The organism is Streptomyces sp. PL-25, from assembly GCF_058344915.1.
Map to the genome: position 1 here is coordinate 4,734,975 of NZ_CP136997.1, position 19,311 is coordinate 4,754,285.

Annotated in this window: 18 protein-coding genes and 3 pseudogenes; 13 read left to right on the forward strand and 8 right to left on the reverse strand. The window is 72.0% G+C overall.

Translation table 11 applies throughout. From position 1 onward, the window contains the following. Positions 1-110: 110 nt before the first annotated feature. Genes R4Z62_RS21495 through R4Z62_RS21510 form a run of 4 tightly spaced genes read left to right on the forward strand, consistent with a single transcriptional unit; the run spans position 111 to position 2,238 of the window. On the forward strand, positions 111-344 hold the full coding sequence (locus R4Z62_RS21495; protein WP_491520648.1) for a hypothetical protein: 234 nt from the start codon (positions 111-113) through the stop codon (positions 342-344). Beyond that, positions 341-946, forward strand: coding sequence for a pilus assembly protein TadG-related protein (locus tag R4Z62_RS21500; protein WP_491520649.1), 606 nt, complete (start codon positions 341-343; stop codon positions 944-946). The genes R4Z62_RS21495 and R4Z62_RS21500 overlap by 4 nt, the downstream gene beginning before the upstream one ends. A gap of 31 nt (positions 947-977) precedes the next feature. Then, a complete protein-coding gene (locus R4Z62_RS21505) occupies positions 978-1,562 on the forward strand; it encodes a hypothetical protein (RefSeq protein WP_491520650.1) in 585 nt (194 codons plus the stop codon). Between the two features lie 10 nt (positions 1,563-1,572). After that, positions 1,573-2,238 (forward strand): OmpA family protein, encoded by a 666-nt coding sequence (locus R4Z62_RS21510; RefSeq protein WP_355484468.1) that lies wholly within the window; start codon positions 1,573-1,575, stop codon positions 2,236-2,238. 60 nt (positions 2,239-2,298) lie between these two features. Here R4Z62_RS21510 and R4Z62_RS21515 read toward each other — a convergent pair whose 3' ends face one another. After that, complete coding sequence (locus R4Z62_RS21515) at positions 2,299-2,712, reverse strand: DUF192 domain-containing protein (RefSeq protein WP_382847914.1); 414 nt, start codon at positions 2,710-2,712, stop codon at positions 2,299-2,301. Between the two features lie 149 nt (positions 2,713-2,861). On the opposite strand from R4Z62_RS21515, the pseudogene R4Z62_RS21520 reads away from it, so the two are divergent. The 8 genes and pseudogenes from R4Z62_RS21520 (at position 2,862) to R4Z62_RS21555 (ending at position 11,903) form a co-directional block, all read left to right on the forward strand. Continuing rightward, a pseudogene (locus tag R4Z62_RS21520) lies at positions 2,862-3,607 on the forward strand (prepilin peptidase). Positions 3,608-3,666: 59 nt separating this feature from the next. After that, positions 3,667-4,544: pseudogene (locus tag R4Z62_RS21525) on the forward strand (LLM class flavin-dependent oxidoreductase). A gap of 110 nt (positions 4,545-4,654) precedes the next feature. Further along, positions 4,655-5,477, forward strand: a pseudogene (locus R4Z62_RS21530) (methyltransferase domain-containing protein). A gap of 795 nt (positions 5,478-6,272) precedes the next feature. Continuing rightward, positions 6,273-7,046: an isoprenyl transferase gene (locus R4Z62_RS21535; RefSeq protein ID WP_018565154.1), complete on the forward strand. Its 774-nt coding sequence runs from the start codon at positions 6,273-6,275 to the stop codon at positions 7,044-7,046. A 337-nt stretch (positions 7,047-7,383) separates the two neighbouring features. Further along, positions 7,384-8,709 (forward strand): RNA 5'-3' helicase PhoH2, encoded by a 1,326-nt coding sequence (gene phoH2 / locus R4Z62_RS21540; protein ID WP_064534976.1) that lies wholly within the window; start codon positions 7,384-7,386, stop codon positions 8,707-8,709. Positions 8,710-9,140: 431 nt separating this feature from the next. After that, positions 9,141-9,833: an aggregation-promoting factor C-terminal-like domain-containing protein gene (locus R4Z62_RS21545; protein WP_491520651.1), complete on the forward strand. Its 693-nt coding sequence runs from the start codon at positions 9,141-9,143 to the stop codon at positions 9,831-9,833. Positions 9,834-9,959: 126 nt separating this feature from the next. Next, entirely contained in the window at positions 9,960-11,390 is a 1,431-nt protein-coding gene (locus R4Z62_RS21550) for an AI-2E family transporter (protein ID WP_491520652.1), read from the forward strand. Between the two features lie 231 nt (positions 11,391-11,621). Beyond that, entirely contained in the window at positions 11,622-11,903 is a 282-nt protein-coding gene (locus tag R4Z62_RS21555; RefSeq protein WP_064534979.1) for a hypothetical protein, read from the forward strand. Positions 11,904-11,976: 73 nt separating this feature from the next. On the opposite strand, the gene R4Z62_RS21560 is transcribed toward R4Z62_RS21555, so the two are convergent. Both R4Z62_RS21560 and R4Z62_RS21565 read right to left on the reverse strand, forming a co-directional pair. Next, entirely contained in the window at positions 11,977-12,510 is a 534-nt protein-coding gene (locus R4Z62_RS21560; RefSeq protein WP_491520653.1) for an alkyl hydroperoxide reductase, read from the reverse strand. A gap of 3 nt (positions 12,511-12,513) precedes the next feature. Further along, a complete protein-coding gene (locus tag R4Z62_RS21565; RefSeq protein WP_064534981.1) occupies positions 12,514-13,068 on the reverse strand; it encodes a peroxiredoxin in 555 nt (184 codons plus the stop codon). Between the two features lie 133 nt (positions 13,069-13,201). Between R4Z62_RS21565 and R4Z62_RS21570 the strand changes: the two genes are divergently transcribed. Continuing rightward, on the forward strand, positions 13,202-14,161 hold the full coding sequence (locus R4Z62_RS21570) for a LysR substrate-binding domain-containing protein (RefSeq protein WP_491520654.1): 960 nt from the start codon (positions 13,202-13,204) through the stop codon (positions 14,159-14,161). Positions 14,162-14,238: 77 nt separating this feature from the next. Here R4Z62_RS21570 and R4Z62_RS21575 read toward each other — a convergent pair whose 3' ends face one another. The 5 genes from R4Z62_RS21575 to R4Z62_RS21595 form a co-directional block, all read right to left on the reverse strand. After that, a complete protein-coding gene (locus R4Z62_RS21575; RefSeq protein ID WP_491520655.1) occupies positions 14,239-16,581 on the reverse strand; it encodes an ABC transporter permease in 2,343 nt (780 codons plus the stop codon). Then, positions 16,578-17,267: an ABC transporter ATP-binding protein gene (locus R4Z62_RS21580; protein WP_064534984.1), complete on the reverse strand. Its 690-nt coding sequence runs from the start codon at positions 17,265-17,267 to the stop codon at positions 16,578-16,580. Before R4Z62_RS21580 ends, R4Z62_RS21575 begins: the two co-directional genes overlap by 4 nt. Beyond that, entirely contained in the window at positions 17,264-17,788 is a 525-nt protein-coding gene (locus tag R4Z62_RS21585; protein WP_026252091.1) for a PadR family transcriptional regulator, read from the reverse strand. The genes R4Z62_RS21580 and R4Z62_RS21585 overlap by 4 nt, the downstream gene beginning before the upstream one ends. Before the next feature lie 171 nt (positions 17,789-17,959). Next, complete coding sequence (locus R4Z62_RS21590; protein ID WP_355484489.1) at positions 17,960-18,220, reverse strand: type II toxin-antitoxin system antitoxin; 261 nt, start codon at positions 18,218-18,220, stop codon at positions 17,960-17,962. Next, the gene (locus R4Z62_RS21595) at positions 18,217-19,158 is read right to left on the reverse strand and encodes an SPFH domain-containing protein (RefSeq protein WP_389473580.1); all 942 of its coding nucleotides are present in this window, start codon (positions 19,156-19,158) and stop codon (positions 18,217-18,219) included. The genes R4Z62_RS21590 and R4Z62_RS21595 overlap by 4 nt, the downstream gene beginning before the upstream one ends. Positions 19,159-19,311 lie beyond the last annotated feature (153 nt).

Consider the following 19,311-nt stretch of genomic DNA (forward strand, 5'->3'; position numbering starts at 1 on the left):
CCGGATCTGGGCCCGGAATTGGGCCCACGGGCCCTCGGAACGGTCCTTCGCCCCGCCCTACCCTTCCCCTGCCGCGACCGGCACCGAGCCCGAACCCGGAGGGGATCACCATGAGCAACCTGATGCTGAAGACCGCGGTTGCGGCCAAGGTCCGCGTACAGGGCTGGAAGAACACCACCGCGGCGGCGATGCGCCGCCGCACCGGCGACCGGGGGCAGACGGCGGTGGAGTATCTGGGCATCCTCGCCGTCGTGGTGGCGATCGTGCTCGTCATCAACGGCACGAGCATCGGGCAGACGATCCTGGGAAAGATCACAGGACTGATCGGCAAGGTCGGCAATTGACACACCGCCGCCGGTACGGCGACGCGGGACAGGCCTTCCCCATCTACATCACGGTGGTGGCGGGCCTGCTCTTCCTCGCGTTGGTGTACTTCGCGGTCGGCCAGGCGACGGTGAACCGCAGCGGCGCCCAGACGGCGGCGGACGCCGCTGCGCTCGCGGCGGCCCAGGACACCAGGGACCAACTCGCGGGTGAATGGGTGGCGGCGGTCCTCGACCCGAACGAGTGGCAGGACATCCTCACCGGTCACGGCAGGGAGGTCCGCTCCTCGTGCTGGCGGGCCGCCGAACTCGCCGCTCAGAACGACGCGCATCTCTTGGACGGCGCCTGTCGGCAGCGTCTCCTGGGCTACACAGTCAGGGTCGAGACCAACAATCCCATGGGAGAGTCCGTCGTCCCCCTGACGAGTACCAAGCACTCCAAAGCGTCCGCCACGGCCGTGATCGAGCCGCGCTGCGACATCGGTCCAGCGGCAGCGGATGCCGGGTCCGATCCGTTGCCGGTGCTCACGTGCCACGGCAAGCAGTGGGACCTGGACCCGAGGAACCCCACGGATCTCCCCGAGCCCCAGGACCTCTTCGACGTCCACCTGGCCGACCGATGAGTGCACGACGAAGGAAGAAGGAAGCAGAGCGATGAGCATTCGGTTCACTGCGAGGTCGTGCAGAGGGCTGGTCGCACTGGCCGTGGCGGTGGGTGTCGCCAGTGGTGCGGCCGGCTGCGGCGGGGGCGGTGGCGGGGACGACAAGAAGCCGGAGACGTCGGCGTCGGCCACGAGGGGTGGTGGATCCGGCCCCACCGCCCAGGAGGAGACCCCGCAGACTGCTCTGGCCGAACTGCGCGGCCAGGACGGGCTGCTGCTTCAGATCACCTCCGCCGCTCGGGACGCGGGCGGGTTCGTGACGGTGAACGGAACGCTCAAGAACGACGGAGCCAAGTCGGTGGTCGTGCCGCCGCAGACGAGCGGCAACGAGACGGAGATCATCAAGAACGGCCCCTCCCTCGGCGGTGCCACCCTCGTGGACCCCCAGGGGAAGAAGCGCTACTACGTCCTGCGCGACACCGACGGACGGCCGCTGACCACTACGGGGCTCGGCAACTTGGACGCGGGGCAGACACTCCCCGTCTTCATGCAGTTCCCCGCCCCCCCGACCACCACCACCGACGTCACCCTCCAACTCCCCACCTTCTCCAGCGGCACCATCAAGATCTCCGGGTGAGGCGGCCACCATGACCCACACCCACACCCACACCCCCACCCGCACCCCGCCCCGCCGCGGCCCCCTCGTCCTCACCGCCGCGGCCGCCCTCCTGCTCACCGCGCAGCTCTACGGCGCGGCGGCGGTCCGTGCGGACGGTACGGACCCGAGCGTCCCGCCGGGCACCGAGGCGTCCGCGTCGCCGCCCGTCCGGGTCGACCCGAACGACCCGGACCTCAAGCTCCCGGAGGGCGCCACCCTCGCCGCGCCCAAGGTGCTGGACATCAAGTCGGTGGTCGAGGACCAGGGCGGTGAGGAGCGCCGCGAGGACACCAACACCGACGTGACGTTCGCGCTCCAGGCGGAGGTGCTGTTCGCCAAGGACAGCGCGAAACTGAGCGACCAGGCCCGCTCCCGTATCGACGCCATCGCGCAGGAGATCAAGAAGCAGCACGCCCCCCAGGTCCGCGTCTTCGGCTTCACCGACAACCTCGGCACCCACGAACACGGCGTCGTCCTGTCCAAACAGCGCGCCAACGCCGTCCAGGACGTCCTCTCCCAGGAGCTGAACGACCCGAACGTCACCTTCGACGTACGCGGCTACGCGGAGGACTACCCCATCGCGGACAACTCCACGGAGGACGGCCGCAAGAAGAACCGCCGGGTGGAGGTCACCTTCCCCCGCACCCAGAGCTGACGGACCCCGCCCGTGCCGACACCCCTGCACCCGCCCCTACGCCCGCCCGTACGCCCGTCCCTACGCCCGTCCTTGCACCCGCACCTCCACCCGGACCCCCGCCCGCAGCCCCCACCCCGCCATCGCCCCCGCCGCCGCCTCCAGGACGTGCCGGGAGCGGAGGCGGGGCAGGCCCAGGCGGCCCGGACGCATCGTCACGACGGCGAGGACGCGCAGCCGACCGTCGAGGTAGGCGACGTCGATCGGGACGCGCATGCCGAAGGTGTGGACGCTGCCCGCGGGCGAGAGCAGCAGCGCACCGTCCACCCGGTCCCGGCCGAGCAGCCCCTTCGTCCGGGCCCGGTAGGACGTGGCCAGCTCAAGGGGCACCACGACCCCGTCCACGACCTCGCCCGCCTTGCCCACCTCGCCCACCTTGTTCACGTCCCCATGCACCAGCAGGCTGCCCCGCCCGTCCCGCCATCGCGCCCCCATGCCGCCGGCCGCCTCCTCCCCGCCGCTGCGCCGCGTACGTTCCCCACCGACCGTAGCCGCACGGCGAACAGGCCCGCCAGACTCACCAGACCCGTCCTGGGCACCCGCCGCCCGAGCCCCGACGGCCCCGCCCCGCTCAGGGTCCCCGCGTGCGCGTACTCCTGATCGTCGTCGCCGTCCTGTGGGGCGCGGGCGCCGGGCTGCTGGTGCCCCGCGCCGCGCACCGGCTGTCGGTGGAGGCCGGTGCGCCGTGGCGGGCGGAGTGTCCCGGCGGGGCATCCGTTCGGCGGGGCGCTGGGCGGCTGGGTGGGGCGGGCGCGCTGCGCCGCCGCCACCGGGCCCTGCGGGGGGTACGGGCCGAGCACCCCGGCCGTCGCCACCGTCACCGCGCTCGTCTGCGCCGCGCTCGCCGCTGCCACCGGGCCCCGCCCGGAGGCGGCGGTCTGGCTGCTGGCCGCGCCGGTCGGCGTCCTGCTCGCGCTCGTCGACCACGGGGTGCGGCGGCTCCCGGACGTCCTCACCCTGCCGCTCGCCGCCGGAAGCGCGGCGCTGCTGGGCCTGGCCGCGCTGCTGCCCGCCGCCGCCGGATCCTGGCCGGGCGCCCTGCTGGGCGCGCTCGCCCTGGGCGCCGCCTACTTCGTCCTCTTCCTCGTCAACCCCCTCCGGAATGGGCTTCGGCGACGTCAAACTGGCGCTGTCGCTGGGGGCGTCGCTCGGCTGGTACGGCTGGCCGGTGCTGATCACGGGCGGCTTCGCCGGGCTGTTCTACGGCGCCGTGTACGGTCTCGGCCTCGTGCTGCTGCGCCGGGCCGGGCGCGGGGCGACGATGCCGCTGGGTCCGTTCATGCTCGCCGGGGCGTGCACAGGCATCCTCCTGGGAGCCGCCGCGGCCTGACGGGAACACATCGCGCCGCGGACGGCATGAGTGGCGAAGTCCCTGGGGAGGAAGCCCGCATGACCGTTCTCGGCGCTGTCTTCCGTCCCCAACTTCCCCCCGAGCGACTGCGGTCGATGGCCCGTCTCGCCGACGACGCGGGTATCGAGGAGCTGTGGCTGTGGGAGGACTGCTTCCTGGAGGGCGGCATCTCCACGGCCGCCGCCGCGCTCGCCTGGACCGAGCGGGTCCGGGTCGGCGTCGGCCTGCTCCCCGTGCCGCTGCGCAATGTGGCCGTGGCCGCGATGGAGGCGGCCACGCTGCACCGGCTCTTCCCGGGCCGCGCGCTCATCGGGGTGGGGCACGGCGTGCAGGACTGGATGGAGCAGGCCGGGGCGCGGGCCGAGTCCCCGATGACCCTGCTGCGGGAGTACGTGGACGCGCTGCGCGGCCTGCTGGGCGGCGAGCGGCTCACCACACAGGGCCGGTACGTCCGGCTGACCGACGTGGCCCTGGACTGGCCCCCGCCGCCGGGCAGCGAGGTCCCGGTCCTCGCCGGTGCCACCGGGCCGCGCACGCTGCGGCTGTCCGGCGAGGTCGCCGACGGCACGATCCTCACCGTCGCCACCTCACCGGAGGGCGTCCGCCGGGCCCGCCGGCTCATCGACGAGGGGCGCGAGGCGGCGGGCCGCACCGGGCCGCACCGCGTCGTCGTCAACCTCCTCACCACCACCGGCCCGGACGCCCTGCGCCGCCTGCGCACCGAACTGGCCAACGAAGGCGTGGACACCGTGCCCGACCTGGGGGTGGCCGGTGACGCGCAGGCCGTGGCGAAGGCCGTCCGCGCCCTCGCGACGCCGGTGCGGACACGGTGGTCCTCCAGCCCACGGCCGACGAACCGGACCCCGAGGGCTTCCTCCGCTTCACCGCCGAACAGGTGCGCCCGCTGGTGCCCTGACCGCCGCCGCGCCGGACCGCGACGACCGACCGCCGCCCCGCCCGCCCCCCGCTCCCCGCGCCCCGTAAACCGGTCGGCGAACCGCGCCCCCTGCTGAGAAGATCGCGGCCATGGCACCAGACCGCGACCACCGCCACCCGAACCCCCTTCCGCGCACCCGCCCCCGCTCGTTCGAGGACCTCGTGGCCGAAGGCACCGCCGTCCCCACCGAGGGGTGGGACTTCTCGTGGTTCGCGGGGCGGGCCACCGAGGAGCGGCCCTCCTGGGGGTACGCCGTGTCGCTGGCGGACCGGCTGGCCGGGCGCGGACGCGGTGCTCGACGTGCAGACCGGGGGCGGAGAGGTGTTCGACTTCGCGCTCGGGCGGGCCGCGCGGGTCCCGGCGCTGCTCGCGGCCACCGAGGGCTGGCCGCCGAACGTGGCGAAGGCCACCGCGCTGCTGCGCCCGCGCGGCGCCGTGGTGGTCGCCGCCGGCGAGGCCGCGCCGCTGCCGTTCGCCGAGGGCGCCTTCGACCTGGTGGCGAGCAGGCACCCGGTCCGCCCGCACTGGGCGGAGATCGTCCGCGTACTGCGCCCCGGGGGCACGTACTTCGCCCAGCACGTGGGACCGGCCAGCGTCTTCGAACTCGTCGAGTGGTTCCTGGGGCCGCAGCCCGAGGCGACCCGCACCGCCCGGGACCCCGGCCGGGAGCGCGCGGAGGCGGAGGCGGCCGGACTCGACGTGGTCGCGCTGCGGGCCGAGCGGCTGCGCATGGAGTTCCACGACATCGCGGCCGTCGTCCACTTCCTGCGCAAGGTGGTCTGGATGGTCCCCGGCTTCACCGTCGAGGCGTACGAGGACCGGCTGCGCGAGCTGCACGGGCGGATCGCGGCGGACGGCCCGTTCGTGGCGTACAGCGCGCGCCACCTTTTCGAGGCGCGCAAGCCGGTCTGACCGGGTCCGGAGCCGTTCCCACCGGTCACAGTTTCCACATCGTTATCGTCTGTCCCTCCCGTCACTGCTCCGTCTGGCGTAAGTTCAGACCAACGAAATTCGCGTGAGCAAAGCTGCGCGAGGGGCATCGTGCAGTGGAGGGGGCTGCGCGGCGCCGTGCCCCCTGATGGCGGCGGCCGTGTCCGGTCAGGCCGGCCCGGGGTGAGGCGCCCCGGGCGTCAAGCGGGTGTGAACGCCCGGGTCGCCCGTGCGGGGTAAGCAGGACAACTCGCCGCGCGGACCTCAGATGGCGCAAACCCTTCGGTTTCTGGCTCATTCGATCGCTTTTGCCTGTGATGTCGCTGTGAACCGGCCATGATCCGGTAAGGAATGGCAGATTCCATCGCTGCCGAAACGTCGTCGGGCGAATCCGGAGAGTAGTTGTGGCGCGCTGATGCACGCAGCATCACTTACGAAGGGTTATGGTGGAAACCCCCCCCTCGGGCCGGTCCGTCTCCCCCCCACGGACCGGCCCGTTTTATGTCCGGGGCCCTGCCGCCTCCCCGCCCGGGGAGCGCCGTCCCCCGGTCAGCGATCCGTCGTCGGACCCGCCGTCGGACCCGCCGTCCCGCTGTCCAGAACCCGGCCCCGCGGCCGCCGGGCATCCGGGGGCGGCGGGCGGCCCGTTGGGGGACCCTGGGGGTGGCCGGGGGTAGGCTTCGCCCCCGGGGACCGCCATACGGACGAGGCCGCCGCACGGACAGGGAACACCTCCGGCCGCGCCTGTCCGATCCATACGGAGGGGCTGACGAACACGTGAACCTGCGCGACAAGCTGCGCAGCCTGCTGGTCAGGCTGTACGCGCGCCGGGTGGAAGGCCACCTGGACCACGCTCAGGTGCCCAAGCACATCGGCGTCATCATGGACGGCAACCGACGCTGGGCCAAGGCCGCGGGTTCCACCACCGTCCACGGACACCGGGCGGGTGCCGAGAAGATCGAGGAGTTCCTCGGCTGGTGCACCGAGACGGACGTCGAGGTCGTCACCCTCTGGCTGCTGTCCACGGACAACTTCGACCGCCCCCAGGAGGAGCTGGTCCCGCTCCTCGGCATCATCGAGGGCGTCGTGCGCGCCCTGGCCGCCGACGGCCGCTGGCGCGTGCACCACGTCGGCACCATGGACCTGCTCCCGTCCGGCATGCAGGCCGTGCTCAAGGAGGCCGAGGAGGCCACCGCCGACGTCGAGGGCATAGTGGTCAACGTGGCCATCGGCTACGGCGGCCGGCAGGAGATCGCCGACGCCGTGCGCTCCATGCTCTGCGAGGCCCACGACCGGGGCACCTCCCTGGAGGACCTCGCCGAGGCCGTCGACGTCGAGATGATCGGCCGGCACCTCTACACCCGGGCCCAGCCCGACCCCGACCTCGTCATCCGCACCAGCGGCGAGCAGCGGCTGTCCGGATTCATGCTCTGGCAGACCGCGCACTCGGAGTACTACTTCTGCGAGGTCTTCTGGCCGGCCTTCCGCAAGGTCGACTTCCTGCGCGCGCTGCGCGACTACGCGGCCCGCCACCGCCGCTACGGGGGCTGACGCGACACGCCGCTCCCGAGGCCGCGTACCCGTTTTCACGAGGAGTTCATCCGTGCGCCGTCCCGTGCTCCTGCATGGCGGTGCATGTTCGAGGGCATAAGCCAGACAGGTCGACACCCGAACCACGGGTGTCGGATCTCAGCGGGCGGCTCGGGGCCGTCCGCCCGGGAGGCCCCTTGCACCAGCCCGACCGTGCGGTCACAGCGCGGACGAAGACGTGGCGGGCCGGTCACCGGCCCGCGCATCGCGGCCGGCGTCCGGCCCCGATGCCCCCGCTCTCCCGGCCCGGCATCCACCTCGTCGCTCCCCGACCTCATCCGAGGGGGTACGTCCTTCCGTGGTGACCAGCACAAAGCGCCACAAGCCAGACCGGCGCACCTACGTCCTCGACACCAGCGTCCTGCTGGCGGACCCGAACGCCCTGACCCGCTTCGACGAGCACGAGGTCGTGCTCCCCATCGTCGTGGTCACGGAACTGGAGGCCAAGCGGCACCATCCCGAACTCGGCTATTTCGCCCGGCAGGCGCTGCGCCTGCTGGACGACTACCGGGTCCGGCACGGTCGCCTCGACGCCCCCATCCCGATCGGGGACCTCGGCGGCACGATCCGGGTCGAGCTGAACCACTCGGACCCCAGCGTGCTGCCCACCGGCTACCGCCTGGGGGACAACGACTCCCGCATCCTCGCGGTCGCCCGCAACCTCCAGGCCGAGGGGTACGACGTCACCGTCGTCTCGAAGGACCTGCCGCTGCGGATCAAGGCGTCCTCGGTGGGGCTGCTCGCCGAGGAGTACCGGGCGGAACTCGCCATCACGGACGCCTCCGGCTGGACCGGGATGTCCGAACTCACGCTCCCCGCCGAGCAGGTGGACGCCCTCTTCGAGGAGGGCCGCGTCCATGTCCCCGAGGCCGCCGCGCTGCCCGTGCACACCGGGCTGACGATCCATTCGGAGCGCGGCAAGGCCCTCGGGCGGGTCACCCCCGACGGCGACGTCCGGCTGGTGCGCGGGGACCGCGAGGTCTTCGGCATCAAGGGCCGCAGTGCCGAGCAGCGGATCGCGCTCGATCTGCTGCTCGACCCGGACATCGGGATCGTGTCGATGGGCGGCCGGGCGGGCACCGGCAAGTCGGCGCTCGCCCTGTGCGCCGGTCTGGAGGCGGTGCTGGAGCGCCGTCAGCACCAGAAGGTGATGGTCTTCCGCCCGCTGTACGCGGTCGGCGGGCAGGAGCTGGGCTATCTGCCCGGCACCGAGGCGGAGAAGATGAGCCCGTGGGCGCAGGCCGTCTTCGACACGCTGTCGGCGGTCACCTCGCGCGAGGTCATCGAGGAGGTCACCGCGCGCGGCATGCTGGAGGTGCTGCCGCTCACCCACATCCGCGGCCGGTCCCTGCACGACGCGTTCGTCATCGTGGACGAGGCGCAGTCCCTGGAGCGCAACGTCCTGCTGACGGTGCTGTCCCGGATCGGCGCGGACTCCCGGGTGGTGCTCACCCATGACGTGGCGCAGCGGGACAACCTGCGGGTCGGCCGCTACGACGGAGTCGTCGCCGTGGTGGAGAAACTGAAGGGGCATCCGCTCTTCGCGCATGTCACCCTGACCCGTTCCGAGCGGTCGCAGATCGCGGCCCTGGTGACCGAGATGCTGGAGGACGGGCACATCTGACCCGGCTTCGCACCCCTGTCCTGTTCCGGGGGGCTTGTACGGGAGTCGGCGCCGTCCGGCAAAGGCCGAGAGCCTAGCCGGGCGGCGCTGCCGTGCGTGGGTCATTCCCGAAATCCCGTGGGCCGAACGGGGTGTGAGCTTTCCCACGCAACGCAGAATTGCCTCGCGGCGTCGGGTTGCGGCAGAGTCTCCTTCCTGTCAGGCCCCCGCATACGACACAGCTGTGCCCCCAGCGGCACCGCGCCCCCTGAGCACCACCGTCAACTCCATAACGTCGTCGTATGCCGCCCGAAGCAGCACGCGGCGCTTCCCGTAGGGGGAGTTGCGCACCGGGCCCGTGCCTCCGTGACCCCGCAGTTGGGAGGCCAGTGCCAGGGGCACGATCGCGTCCGCCAGGGTCACCGAGGCGGGCGATGCTGGAAGGAAACCGTGTGAGCCGGATCTCGGTCCGGGGATTCGCAGTGGCCTCCGCCACCGCGGTCACCGCTGTCGGAAGCGTCGTCGGTGTTGCCTCGGGCAGCACCGCCCAGAACAACGACGTCGAGGCGACGGCAGCCGACGCCACACTCCTCGCGGACATCCCGGTGGGCCAGCAGGCCCCCGTGCAGACCGCGTCCCTGACGCAGCAGGCGGACGTCCAGGCCATCGCCGCGGACGCCGGCGCCAAGAAGGACGCCGAGGAGGCGGCCCGCAAGGCAGCCGCCGAGACCGCGATCGCCAAGAAGAAGGACGCCGAGAAGGCGGCCCAGGAGGCCAAGGAGCGGGAGGAGCGCGAGAAGGCGACCACCCGCAGCACCCGGGACGCCTCCGACTTCCCCGTCCAGGGCTCCTACACCGTGGCCCAGGTGCAGGCGATCGCCCGGCAGATCGTGCCGAGCGGCCAGTTCCAGTGCTTCAGCAACATCGTGGACCACGAGTCCACCTGGAACTACCGGGCGGTCAATCCCTCCTCGGGCGCGTACGGCCTCGTCCAGGCGCTGCCCGCGGGCAAGATGGCCTCCGCGGGCGCCGACTGGCGGACCAACCCGGCCACTCAGATCAAGTGGGGCCTCAACTACATGAACGTCCGCTACGGCAGCCCGTGCGGTGCCTGGTCGTACTGGATGGCGAACCACAGCTACTGAGCCGCCCGTCGAGCTCAACCTGGCGCAGCCCCTCCCCGTCCTAGGGGGAGGGGCTTTTGCCATGTAGCGTCTGTCGCAACGACTCCAGGGGGCGTGGTGGTCAGAGACGGGGGAAGAGGACGGATCATGTCGCGAGTTCCACAATGGCTCGGCCGGCTCGGCGCCGGACTGACCGAGATGGGTGAGCGGTTGGACGAGCGGCGGGCCGAGGTGGAGCAGGAACACACCGGGCCCGGTCCCGAGCGCCCCGCCGAACCGGTACCGGCCGCCGAACCCGAACACGTGACGGTCGTCCCGGTCCGCCCCGACCCCGCTCAGGCCGTGCCCTGGGGCGTGCGGGTGGCCGCCGAGGCCGGCTGGCGCGTCCTCGTCCTCGCCGGCACCGTCTGGGTGCTGATGAAGGTGATCAGCGCCGTCCAGCTCGTGGTGCTGGCCTTCGTCGCCGCGCTGCTGATCACGGCGCTGCTCCAGCCCACCGTGGCCCGGCTGCGCCGCTACGGGCTGCCGCGCGGACCGGCCACCGCGCTCACCGCGATCCTCGGCTTCGTCATCATGGGCCTGATCGGCTGGTTCGTGACCTGGCAGGTCATGGAGAACATCGACAACCTCTCCAACCAGATCCAGGCCGGCATCGACGATCTGCGCAAGTGGCTGCTGAACAGCCCCTTCCACGTCACCGACAAGCAGATCAACCAGATCGCCAAGAGCCTGAGGGACGCCATCGGCGCCAACACCGACCAGATAACGTCGGCCGGACTTGAGGGCGTCACGGTCATCGTGGAGGCCCTGACCGGGATCCTGCTGACCATGTTCTCGACGCTGTTCCTGCTCTACGACGGACGGCGCATCTGGGAGTGGACGCTGAAGCTGGTGCCGGCGGCGGCCCGTCCGGGCGTGGCCGGGGCCGGTCCGCGCGCCTGGCGCACGCTGACGGCGTATGTGCGCGGCACGGTGATCGTGGCCATGATCGACGCGATCTTCATCGGGCTCGGGATCTACTTCCTGAACGTGCCGATGGCGGTGCCGCTGGCCGTGTTCATCTTCCTGTTCGCCTTCATCCCGCTGGTCGGCGCGGTGGTGTCCGGTGCGCTCGCGGTGGTGGTCGCGCTGGTCACCCAGGGGGTGTTCACCGCGGTGATGACGCTCGTCGTCGTGCTCGCCGTGCAGCAGATCGAGGGACACATCCTCCAGCCGTTCATCCTGGGCCGCGCGGTGCGGGTGCATCCGCTGGCCGTGGTGCTCTCCGTCGCGGCGGGCGGTCTGGTCGCCGGGATCGGCGGCGCGGTGGTGGCCGTGCCGCTGGTGGCGGTGACCAACACGGTGGTCGGCTATCTGCGCCAGTACGCCCGGGAGGCGGCGCTGCGGCAGACGCAGCAGCGGCCGGCGGGCGCGCCGGCCGCGACCGCCGTAGTCGGCGCACCGGCGGCCCTTCCCGTCACGGCGGCCCCGGCGGAGCCGTCCGCACCGGCCGTGCCGCCCGGGACCACCCCGCCCTCCACGGGCACTCTGCCGGACGGCCCGGCGCAGACCCCGCCGCCCGCCATCGAGGAGACGTAGCGCACGGCGGGGGGCGGAGGGCGACGGCGTGCGCGCCGGCGGGCCCCGGGTGACGATGGCTCCGGTGCGGCCCCGCCGCGGACGGCGGACACCACGGACGCAGCCGTACGACCCGAGGCCGCGCGGCCCGCGTCCGTACGGCTGTCGCGACCGTACGGTCCGGGGCCGGACGCGCCGGAGCGCGCGCCCCGCGCGGCCGGAGGGCAGGAACCGACAGGAGGGCAGGGCCCCATGACCGAGGCGCATGTCGGCCACACCCATCTCTTCCCCGGCGCCCGGGTGCGCGTCGACGGCCTCACCGCACCGCGGCCCTGCGGACTGCGGCTGCGCTTCGCCGACGGGGAGGAGACGGCGGCCGAGGTACTGGTCTCCGAGGCGGGCGAGGCGGCCCTCGCCGTCGAGGCGTACACCACCCGCGCGGGCACCCGGCTGCCCGCCCGCACCTGGACGGTCCGGGAACACGGCGCCGACGACGGCGGTCTGACCCTGCGCCTGGGACCGCCGCTCCCGTAGCGCCGGCCGCCCGCCGCACGGCGAAGGGCCCCACCCGCACGGCGGATGGGGCCCTTCGGACGTATGCGCGACCTCACTCGGAGAGGACGGCCTCCGCCTCCAGCGTCACACCGACGGCCTGCACGACCGAGGCGATCTTGAAGGCTTCCTGGACGACCTCACGGTCGACGCCCGCCTTGCGCAGCACCTGCTCGTGCGAGTCCAGGCACATGCCGCAGCCGTTGATCGCCGAGACGGCGAAGGACCACAGCTCGAAGTCGGTCTTGTCGACACCGGGGTTGCCGATGACGTTCATCCGCAGCCCGGCGCGCAGGGTGCCGTACTCGTGGTCCGACAGCAGGTGCCGGGTGCGGTAGAAGACGTTGTTCATCGCCATGACCGCGGCGGCGGACTTGGCCGCCGTGTACGCCTCCGGCGTGAGGTTGGCCTTCGCCTCCGGCTCCAGCTCGCGCAGCACGATCGGCGAACGCGAGGCGATGGCCGTGGCCAGCACCGTGCCCCACAGCTGCTGCGCGGGCAGGTCGCTGTTGCCGATGACCGAGCCGAGGTTGAGCTTCAGGTCCTTGGCGTAGTCCGGGACCGCGGCCTTCAGGGAGTCGAGGGACATGCCTCACTCACCAGCCAGCAGCGCGACCGGGTCGAGGGTCTCGTCGCCCTTGCTCCAGTTGCACGGGCACAGCTCGTCCGTCTGGAGCGCGTCCAGGACCCGCAGGACCTCCTTGGGGTTACGGCCGACCGAGCCCGCCGTCACCATGGAGAACTGGATCTCGTTGTTCTGGTCCACGACGAAGACCGCGCGCTTGGCGAAGCCGTCCTCGTCCTCGATGCCCAGCTCGCGCATCAGCTCGTGCTTGGAGTCGGCCATCATCGGGAAGGGCAGGTCGCGCAGGTCGTCGTGGTCCTTGCGCCAGGCGTGGTGGACGAACTCCGAGTCACCGGAGAAGCCGAGGATCTGGGCGTCGCGGTCGGCGAACTCGTCGTTCAGCTTGCCGAAGGCGGCGATCTCGGTCGGGCACACGAAGGTGAAGTCCTTGGGCCAGGCGAAGATCACCTTCCACTTGCCCTCGTAGGTCTTGTGGTCGATCTTCTCGAACTCGGCGCCCTTCTCCAGCGAGACGCAGGCGGTCAGTTCGAACTCGGGGAACTTGTCACCGACAGTGAGCACACGCTCTCCTTGCAGCGAAGAAACACGGGTATTGCTCGTGTTTCCCATGGGTTGGACCTTGATGATGTTGGCACAGACTCGATTGATTACGGAAATAGCTACACTCGGTCGTGTTGATCGGAGGTAGTTATCAGTGACTGTCGGTAATGCCGCACGGCGCAGGCCCCTGCCCAGCCTCTCCCAGCTCCGCGCCTTCGCGGCCGTCGCCGAGCATCTGCACTTCCGGGACGCCGCCGCCGCGATCGGCATGAGCCAGCCGGCGCTCTCCGGTGCCGTCTCCGCCCTGGAGGAGACCCTCGGCGTCACGCTGGTGGAGCGTACGACCCGGAAGGTGCTGCTCTCGCCCGCCGGTGAACGCCTCGCCGTGCGGGCCAAGGCGGTCCTGGACGAGGTCGGCGCGCTGATCGAGGACGCCGAGGCGGTCCGGGCGCCCTTCACCGGCGTCCTGCGGCTCGGCGTCATCCCCACCGTCGCGCCCTATCTGCTGCCCACGGTCCTGCGCCTGGTCCACGACCGCTATCCCGACCTCGACCTCCAGGTCCACGAGGAGCAGACCGCGAGCCTGCTGGACGGGCTGTCCGGCGGACGCCTCGACCTGCTGCTGCTCGCCGTGCCGCTCGGCGTCCCCGGCGTCACCGAACTCCCGCTGTTCGACGAGGACTTCGTGCTGGTCACCCCGCTCGACCACCGGCTCGGCGGCCGCGAGGGCATACCCCGCGAGTCCCTCAAGGAACTGAACCTGCTGCTCCTGGACGAGGGCCACTGCCTGCGCGACCAGGCGCTGGACATCTGCCGCGAGGCCGGGCGCGAGGACGCCCCGGTGACCACCACCGCCGCCGGTCTGTCCACCCTGGTCCAGCTCGTCGCCGGGGGCCTGGGCTGCACCCTGCTGCCGCGCACCGCGCTCAAGGTGGAGATCTCCCGCAGCAACCAGCTCCTCACCGGTTACTTCGCCGATCCCGCCCCGGCCCGCCGGATCGCCCTGGCCATGCGCGCCGGCGCCGCCCGCGCCGCCGAGTACACCCAGCTCGCCACCGCCCTGCGCACCGACCTGCGCGCCCTGCCGGTCCGGGTCCTGGACACCGGGGCCTGACCGGGGAGAACGGCCCTGGGCCCCTCCCGGGTGCGGGGAGGGGCCCAGGGCCGGTGAGCCGGTGAGCCGGACGGAGGTCACTCCGTACGCAGGCCCTCCGGGCGCATCATGCGCAGCAGCGGCGGCAGGCTGAGGACCGCGACCGCGAGTGCGATCGCCGCGCCCATGCCGGTCATGGTCAGCACGCTCGTCCAGTCGATGCCGACGGTCGTGGCCGTCATCTTCAGCAGGACCACGCCCAGCGTGAGGCCCACCGCCAGGGACAGCAGCAGTCCCAGCGTGATCGGGACGACCGTCTGCCACAGCACGGACAGGCTCAGCGTGCGCCGCCGGGTGCCGAAGGCGACCAGCGCCGACAGCAGCTTCCGGCGCTCACGCAACTGCTCCAGCTGGGACACCAGCAGGCTCGCGCCGATCAGCGCCAGCACACAGACCGCGCCGACCAGCAGCCCGGTGCGGATCGAGGCGAACTTCTTGGACTCCTCGCTGCGCGACCAGGTCATCACGTCGGCCAGCCGGTCCACGCGCGCGGCGGTGTTGCGCACCTGGTCGCGGGCGTCGCGCACGGACTCGTCGAGCGAGACGTAGACCTGCGCGCCGGCCTTCTTCGCGACCGCCGCCGGCACCGCGCCGCGGGTCAGCAGGAAGCCGCCGTGCTCCATCCCCGTGGGGTCCTTGATGGCGTGCACCGCCTTCAGGCCCTTCGGCACGGTCCAGCGCACCTCGCTGCCGGGTTCCACGCCCTGGGAGCTGTCCATGAAGAGCTTCCTGCCGGGCTTGGCGAGCGCCGGGGTGTCGGTGTCGTAGTCGACGCCCTGGACGACGAAGACGTCGCCGTCGCGGCAGGTGGGCAGCTTCGCCACCTCGCCCAGGGAGGCGCAGTCGCCGATGGTGACCTCGGAGCTCTGCTGGGGTCCGTCGGCCGCCGTGTGGGACGTGGCGCTGACGTTGGCGCCCGACAGGGCGACCGCCCGGGTCACGCCCCGGGTCGCCTTGAAGTCGGCGACGGCCGGGTCGGTGGCGACTCCGTGCGAGAGCTGCACCTGGATCTGGGCCCGGTCCAGGTCGTTCTTCGACGCCTTGGTGTAGTCGCCCTCGACGCCCGCGAAGAGCATCTGGAGGGCGATGGCGCCGGCCACCGCGACCGAGATGCCGTTCACGGTGCGGGCCGCGGTGCCGCTGCTGAGCTGGAGCCGCCGCACGGCGAGCTGCCAGGAGACCGAGCCGCTGCCCAGCCGGGCGACGACCGCCTCCACGATCCACGGCAGCAGCGCGGTCACGCCGACCAGCAGCAGGACGACACCGCCGGAGACCAGGTACTGGTTGAAGTCGCCGTCGCCGCGGCCCTTGCCGATCATCGGGGCGAGCATCGCCAGACCGGCCACCGGCAGCACCAGCCGCCACCACAGGCGGCGCCGCGAGGGCTTGGCCGTGCGGACCACGCCGAGCGGTTCGATGACCACACCGCGCAGTGCGAGCAGGGTGACCAGCACCGCCGCTGCCGGGACGGCGACGGCGACCAGCGCGGCCAGCGCGGGCGTCGGGTTGAGGTAGCTGGGGAACACGCTGATCCCGACGACCTCCACCGAACCCGCCGCCTCACGGCCGATCAGGAAGAAGACCGTGCCGAAGACCAGTCCGAGCAGCGAGCCCGCCAGCGCCTCGCCCGCCGCGATCCGGCGGGTCATCCGGCTGTCGGAACCGACCAGCCGCAGCGCGGCCAGCCTGCGGTCGCGCCGCTCGCCGCCGAAGCGCACGGCCGCCGTGATGAACACGGCCACCGGCATCAGCAGCACCACGAAGACGACCAGCACCAGCAGGATCAGCACCGGGTCCTGCTTCTCGGGCAACCGGTTCGGGGAGCCGTACTCGGTGATCCGGGCCGTCTTCCAGCCGTCCATGTACGGCGCGAGGCCCTGGGCCCCCGCGTAGTAGGCGAGTTCCTGCGAGCCGATCAGCCCGTCCTCGGCGATCGTCCCGGCGATCCGGTACGGCAGCCGCTTGCGCAGCAGTTCGCCGTCACCGGACTCCAGCAGCTTCTTCAGCGCGGGGGAGACGACCATGTCACCCACCGCCGGGTACGCGCCGACCCCCGGGGGAAGCACGGCCCGCGGGCCTTCCGGCTCCACCAGGCGGCCGCGGATCTCCTTGTCCTTGTACGTGGTGTCGATGTCGGAGATGACGAAGGTGTTGTCGGCCTTGGCCGGCACCTTCTGGCTGTACGTGTAGTCGGAGCGGGCCTCGTCGCGCTGGTGGCGCACCGACAGCGCGTCGGGGATCGCGGTGGTCAGCAGCAGCAGCGCCACACCGAGTCCGACGCCGACGGCCGTCAGGAGCACCCGGGTCCAGCCCTCGCGCCCGCCGGTGAAGGCGAACTTGGCGCCCATGCTGAGATCGCGGGCCCACTGGCGGGCGTTCATACGATGCGCTCCATGTCACGGGACTTGCCGTCGCGGACGACGATCTCGCGGTCGGAGTACGCGGCCACCCGTGCCTCGTGCGTGACCAGCACGACGGCGGCGTTGGTGGACCGGGCGGCCTCGGTGAGCAGTTCCATCACGCGCTCGCCGTTGAGCGAGTCGAGGGCGCCGGTCGGCTCGTCGGCGAACAGCACCCGCGGGCCGGTGACCAGCGAGCGGGCGACGGCGACGCGCTGCCCCTGACCGCCGGAGACCTCGCCGGGCCGCTTCTTGGCGAGGTCGTCGACCTCCAGGCGGCTCATCCACTTCAGCGCGGCGCGCTCGGCCTCCTTGCGCGGGGTGCCGTTCAGCCGCAGCGGAAGGGCGACGTTCTCCACGCAGGTCAGCTCGGGCACGAGCTGGCCGAACTGGAAGACGAAGCCGAACTCCGAGCGCCTGAGCGCGCTGCGCTGGGTGTCGGTCATGGTGGACAGCTCACGGCCGTCGTAGAGGATCGAGCCCGAGTCCGGGGTGACGATCCCGGCCAGGCAGTGCAGCAGCGTGGACTTGCCGGAGCCGGAGGGGCCCATCACCGCGACGACCTCGCCGGGGTGGATGGAGAAGTCGGCGCCGTCCAGCGCGGGGGTGGCGCCGTAGGCCTTGTACAGGTTCTCGGCAGACAACAGGGAGCCGGGGGGAGGAGTCACCGGGTCACCGCCTCACGGAGTTTTTCGAGGCGCGCGGCGGTGAGTTCGAGCCACCGCAGGTCGGCCTCCAGATGGAACAGGGCATGGTCGCAGATCAGCTGGTCGGCCAGGTCGCCCTTGCGCTTGCGGTCGGTGAGGATCCGCATGCTGCGCAGGTGCTCGCTGCGCTGGGTGTCGAGGACGTCGGCCGCGTCGCGCTCGGTGAGCAGCGCCAGGACGACCTTGGTGTAGAGGGTCGACTGGAGGTACGGCTCGGGCTTCTCGGGGGTGGCCAGCCACTGCTCGACATCGGTGATGCCGGCCTCGGTGATGGCGTAGCGCTTGCGTTCGGGGCCGCCGCCGGCCTCGATCCCGTCGACTTCGACGAGGCCGTTCTTCAGCAGCCGCGACATCGTCGAGTAGACCTGGCCGTAGTGCAGCGGCCGGTCGTGACCGAACGTCTCGTCGAAGGCCCGCTTCAGGTCGTAGCCGTGGCGTGGCCCGGACTCCAGGAGACCCAGGAGGGTGTGACCGATGGACATGCGGAGCACTCTACACACCGCGTATACACGCCATGTATACGCCCAGTGTGCAGAGGATCTTCGAAGGGCGGTCGAGGGGGTGAAAGCCCAGGTCAGGGCCTATTGTCACGGTTCCGCTACGGGCGGCGGGCGCTATCGGGAAGGGGTACGGCCCCGAGCGGAACCGGAGGGCTACTGCGGGCGCGGCGGGGTGCTCCGCGGGGGCCGGCCGCGGCGCGGCAGCGGGCCGGTCTCGCCCGGCAGGCGGCCCGCCTCGGCGAGGGCGCGGCGCAGCAGGAACTCGATCTGGGCGTTGGCCGACCGCAGCTCGTCGGAGGCCCAGCGCGCGAGCGCGTCGTAGACCGACGGGTCCAGCCGCAGCAGCACCTGCTTGCGCTGCTGCGGCCGCCGCCGGGGGGCGGCTCCCTCGGACGGATCCGTCGCGGAGGTCACTGGTAGAGCGTCCCGGTGTTGAGGACGGGCTGGGGCGCCCGGTCCCCGCACAGCACGACCATCAGGTTCGACACCATCGCCGCCTTCCGCTCCTCGTCGAGTTCCACGATGTCCTGCTCGGCGATCCGGCTGAGCGCCGCCTCGACCATGCCGACCGCGCCGTCCACGATCTCCCGCCGGGCCGCGACGACCGCGCCGGCCTGCTGGCGCTGGAGCATCGCGGAGGCGATCTCGGGAGCGTACGCGAGATGGGTGAAGCGGGACTCGATGATCCGCACACCGGCGGCCTCCACGCGCGCGTGCAGTTCGACGGCGAGCTTCTCGGTGATCTCCTCGGCGTTGCCGCGCAGCGACAGCTCGTCCTCGTCGTGGGCGTCGTAGGGGTACTCGATGGCGATGTGGCGGACCGCGGCCTCGGTCTGGGTGGAGACGAACTCCAGGTAGTTGTCCACCTCGAAGGACGCCTGCGCGGTGTCCTGGACGTTCCACACCACGACCGCGGCCAGCTCGATCGGGTTGCCGTAGGCGTCGTTGACCTTCAGCACGGCGGTCTCGTGGTTGCGCACCCGGGTGGAGATCTTCTCCCGGGAGGTGAGCGGGTTCACCCAGCGCAGGCCGTCCTCGCGGATGGTGCCCCGGTAGCGCCCGAAGAGCTGGACGACGCGGGCCTCGCCCGGCGCCACGGTGTTCAGCCCGCACATGGAGAACAGCGCCGCGACGCCGACGAGCACGCCGACGGTGATCAGCGCGGCCTTGGCGCCGGTGCCGGTCACGGCGGCGCCGGCCGGGATCAGCGCACCGGCGATCAGCAGCCCGAGCAGTCCGAGCAGCAGGGCGAGGCCGCCCTTGATGCTGTGCGCGGTGAACTCCCGGACCCGCGGCGCGGGCATCTCGGGCGCGTCTGCCGTGGTCACCGCGGGTGGGGTGGGTGCGGACATGGTGGATCCCCCGTTTCTCGTGGACGTCAGGAGCAGATGGGAACAGCCAGGATGGAACGGAACGCGAAAGCATCTGCTTATCTAAGTGATATCACTTTATCCGCTCACGGCAACCCTCAACCGGCCCCGGACGTCGGTTCACTTGACGGCGGG

Bases quoted from the DNA above. Each gene is read 5' to 3' on its own strand.
- R4Z62_RS21495 (WP_491520648.1), top strand. From the start codon at position 111: ATGAGCAACCTGATGCTGAAGACCGCGGTTGCGGCCAAGGTCCGCGTA.
- R4Z62_RS21555 (WP_064534979.1), top strand. From the start codon at position 11,622: ATGACCGAGGCGCATGTCGGCCACACCCATCTCTTCCCCGGCGCCCGG.
- R4Z62_RS21585 (WP_026252091.1), bottom strand. From the start codon at position 17,788: ATGTCCATCGGTCACACCCTCCTGGGTCTCCTGGAGTCCGGGCCACGC.
- R4Z62_RS21550 (WP_491520652.1), top strand. From the start codon at position 9,960: ATGTCGCGAGTTCCACAATGGCTCGGCCGGCTCGGCGCCGGACTGACC.
- R4Z62_RS21560 (WP_491520653.1), bottom strand. From the start codon at position 12,510: ATGTCCCTCGACTCCCTGAAGGCCGCGGTCCCGGACTACGCCAAGGAC.
- R4Z62_RS21595 (WP_389473580.1), bottom strand. From the start codon at position 19,158: ATGTCCGCACCCACCCCACCCGCGGTGACCACGGCAGACGCGCCCGAG.
- R4Z62_RS21505 (WP_491520650.1), top strand. From the start codon at position 978: ATGAGCATTCGGTTCACTGCGAGGTCGTGCAGAGGGCTGGTCGCACTG.
- R4Z62_RS21575 (WP_491520655.1), bottom strand. From the start codon at position 16,581: ATGAACGCCCGCCAGTGGGCCCGCGATCTCAGCATGGGCGCCAAGTTC.
- R4Z62_RS21510 (WP_355484468.1), top strand. From the start codon at position 1,573: ATGACCCACACCCACACCCACACCCCCACCCGCACCCCGCCCCGCCGC.
- R4Z62_RS21515 (WP_382847914.1), bottom strand. From the start codon at position 2,712: ATGGGGGCGCGATGGCGGGACGGGCGGGGCAGCCTGCTGGTGCATGGG.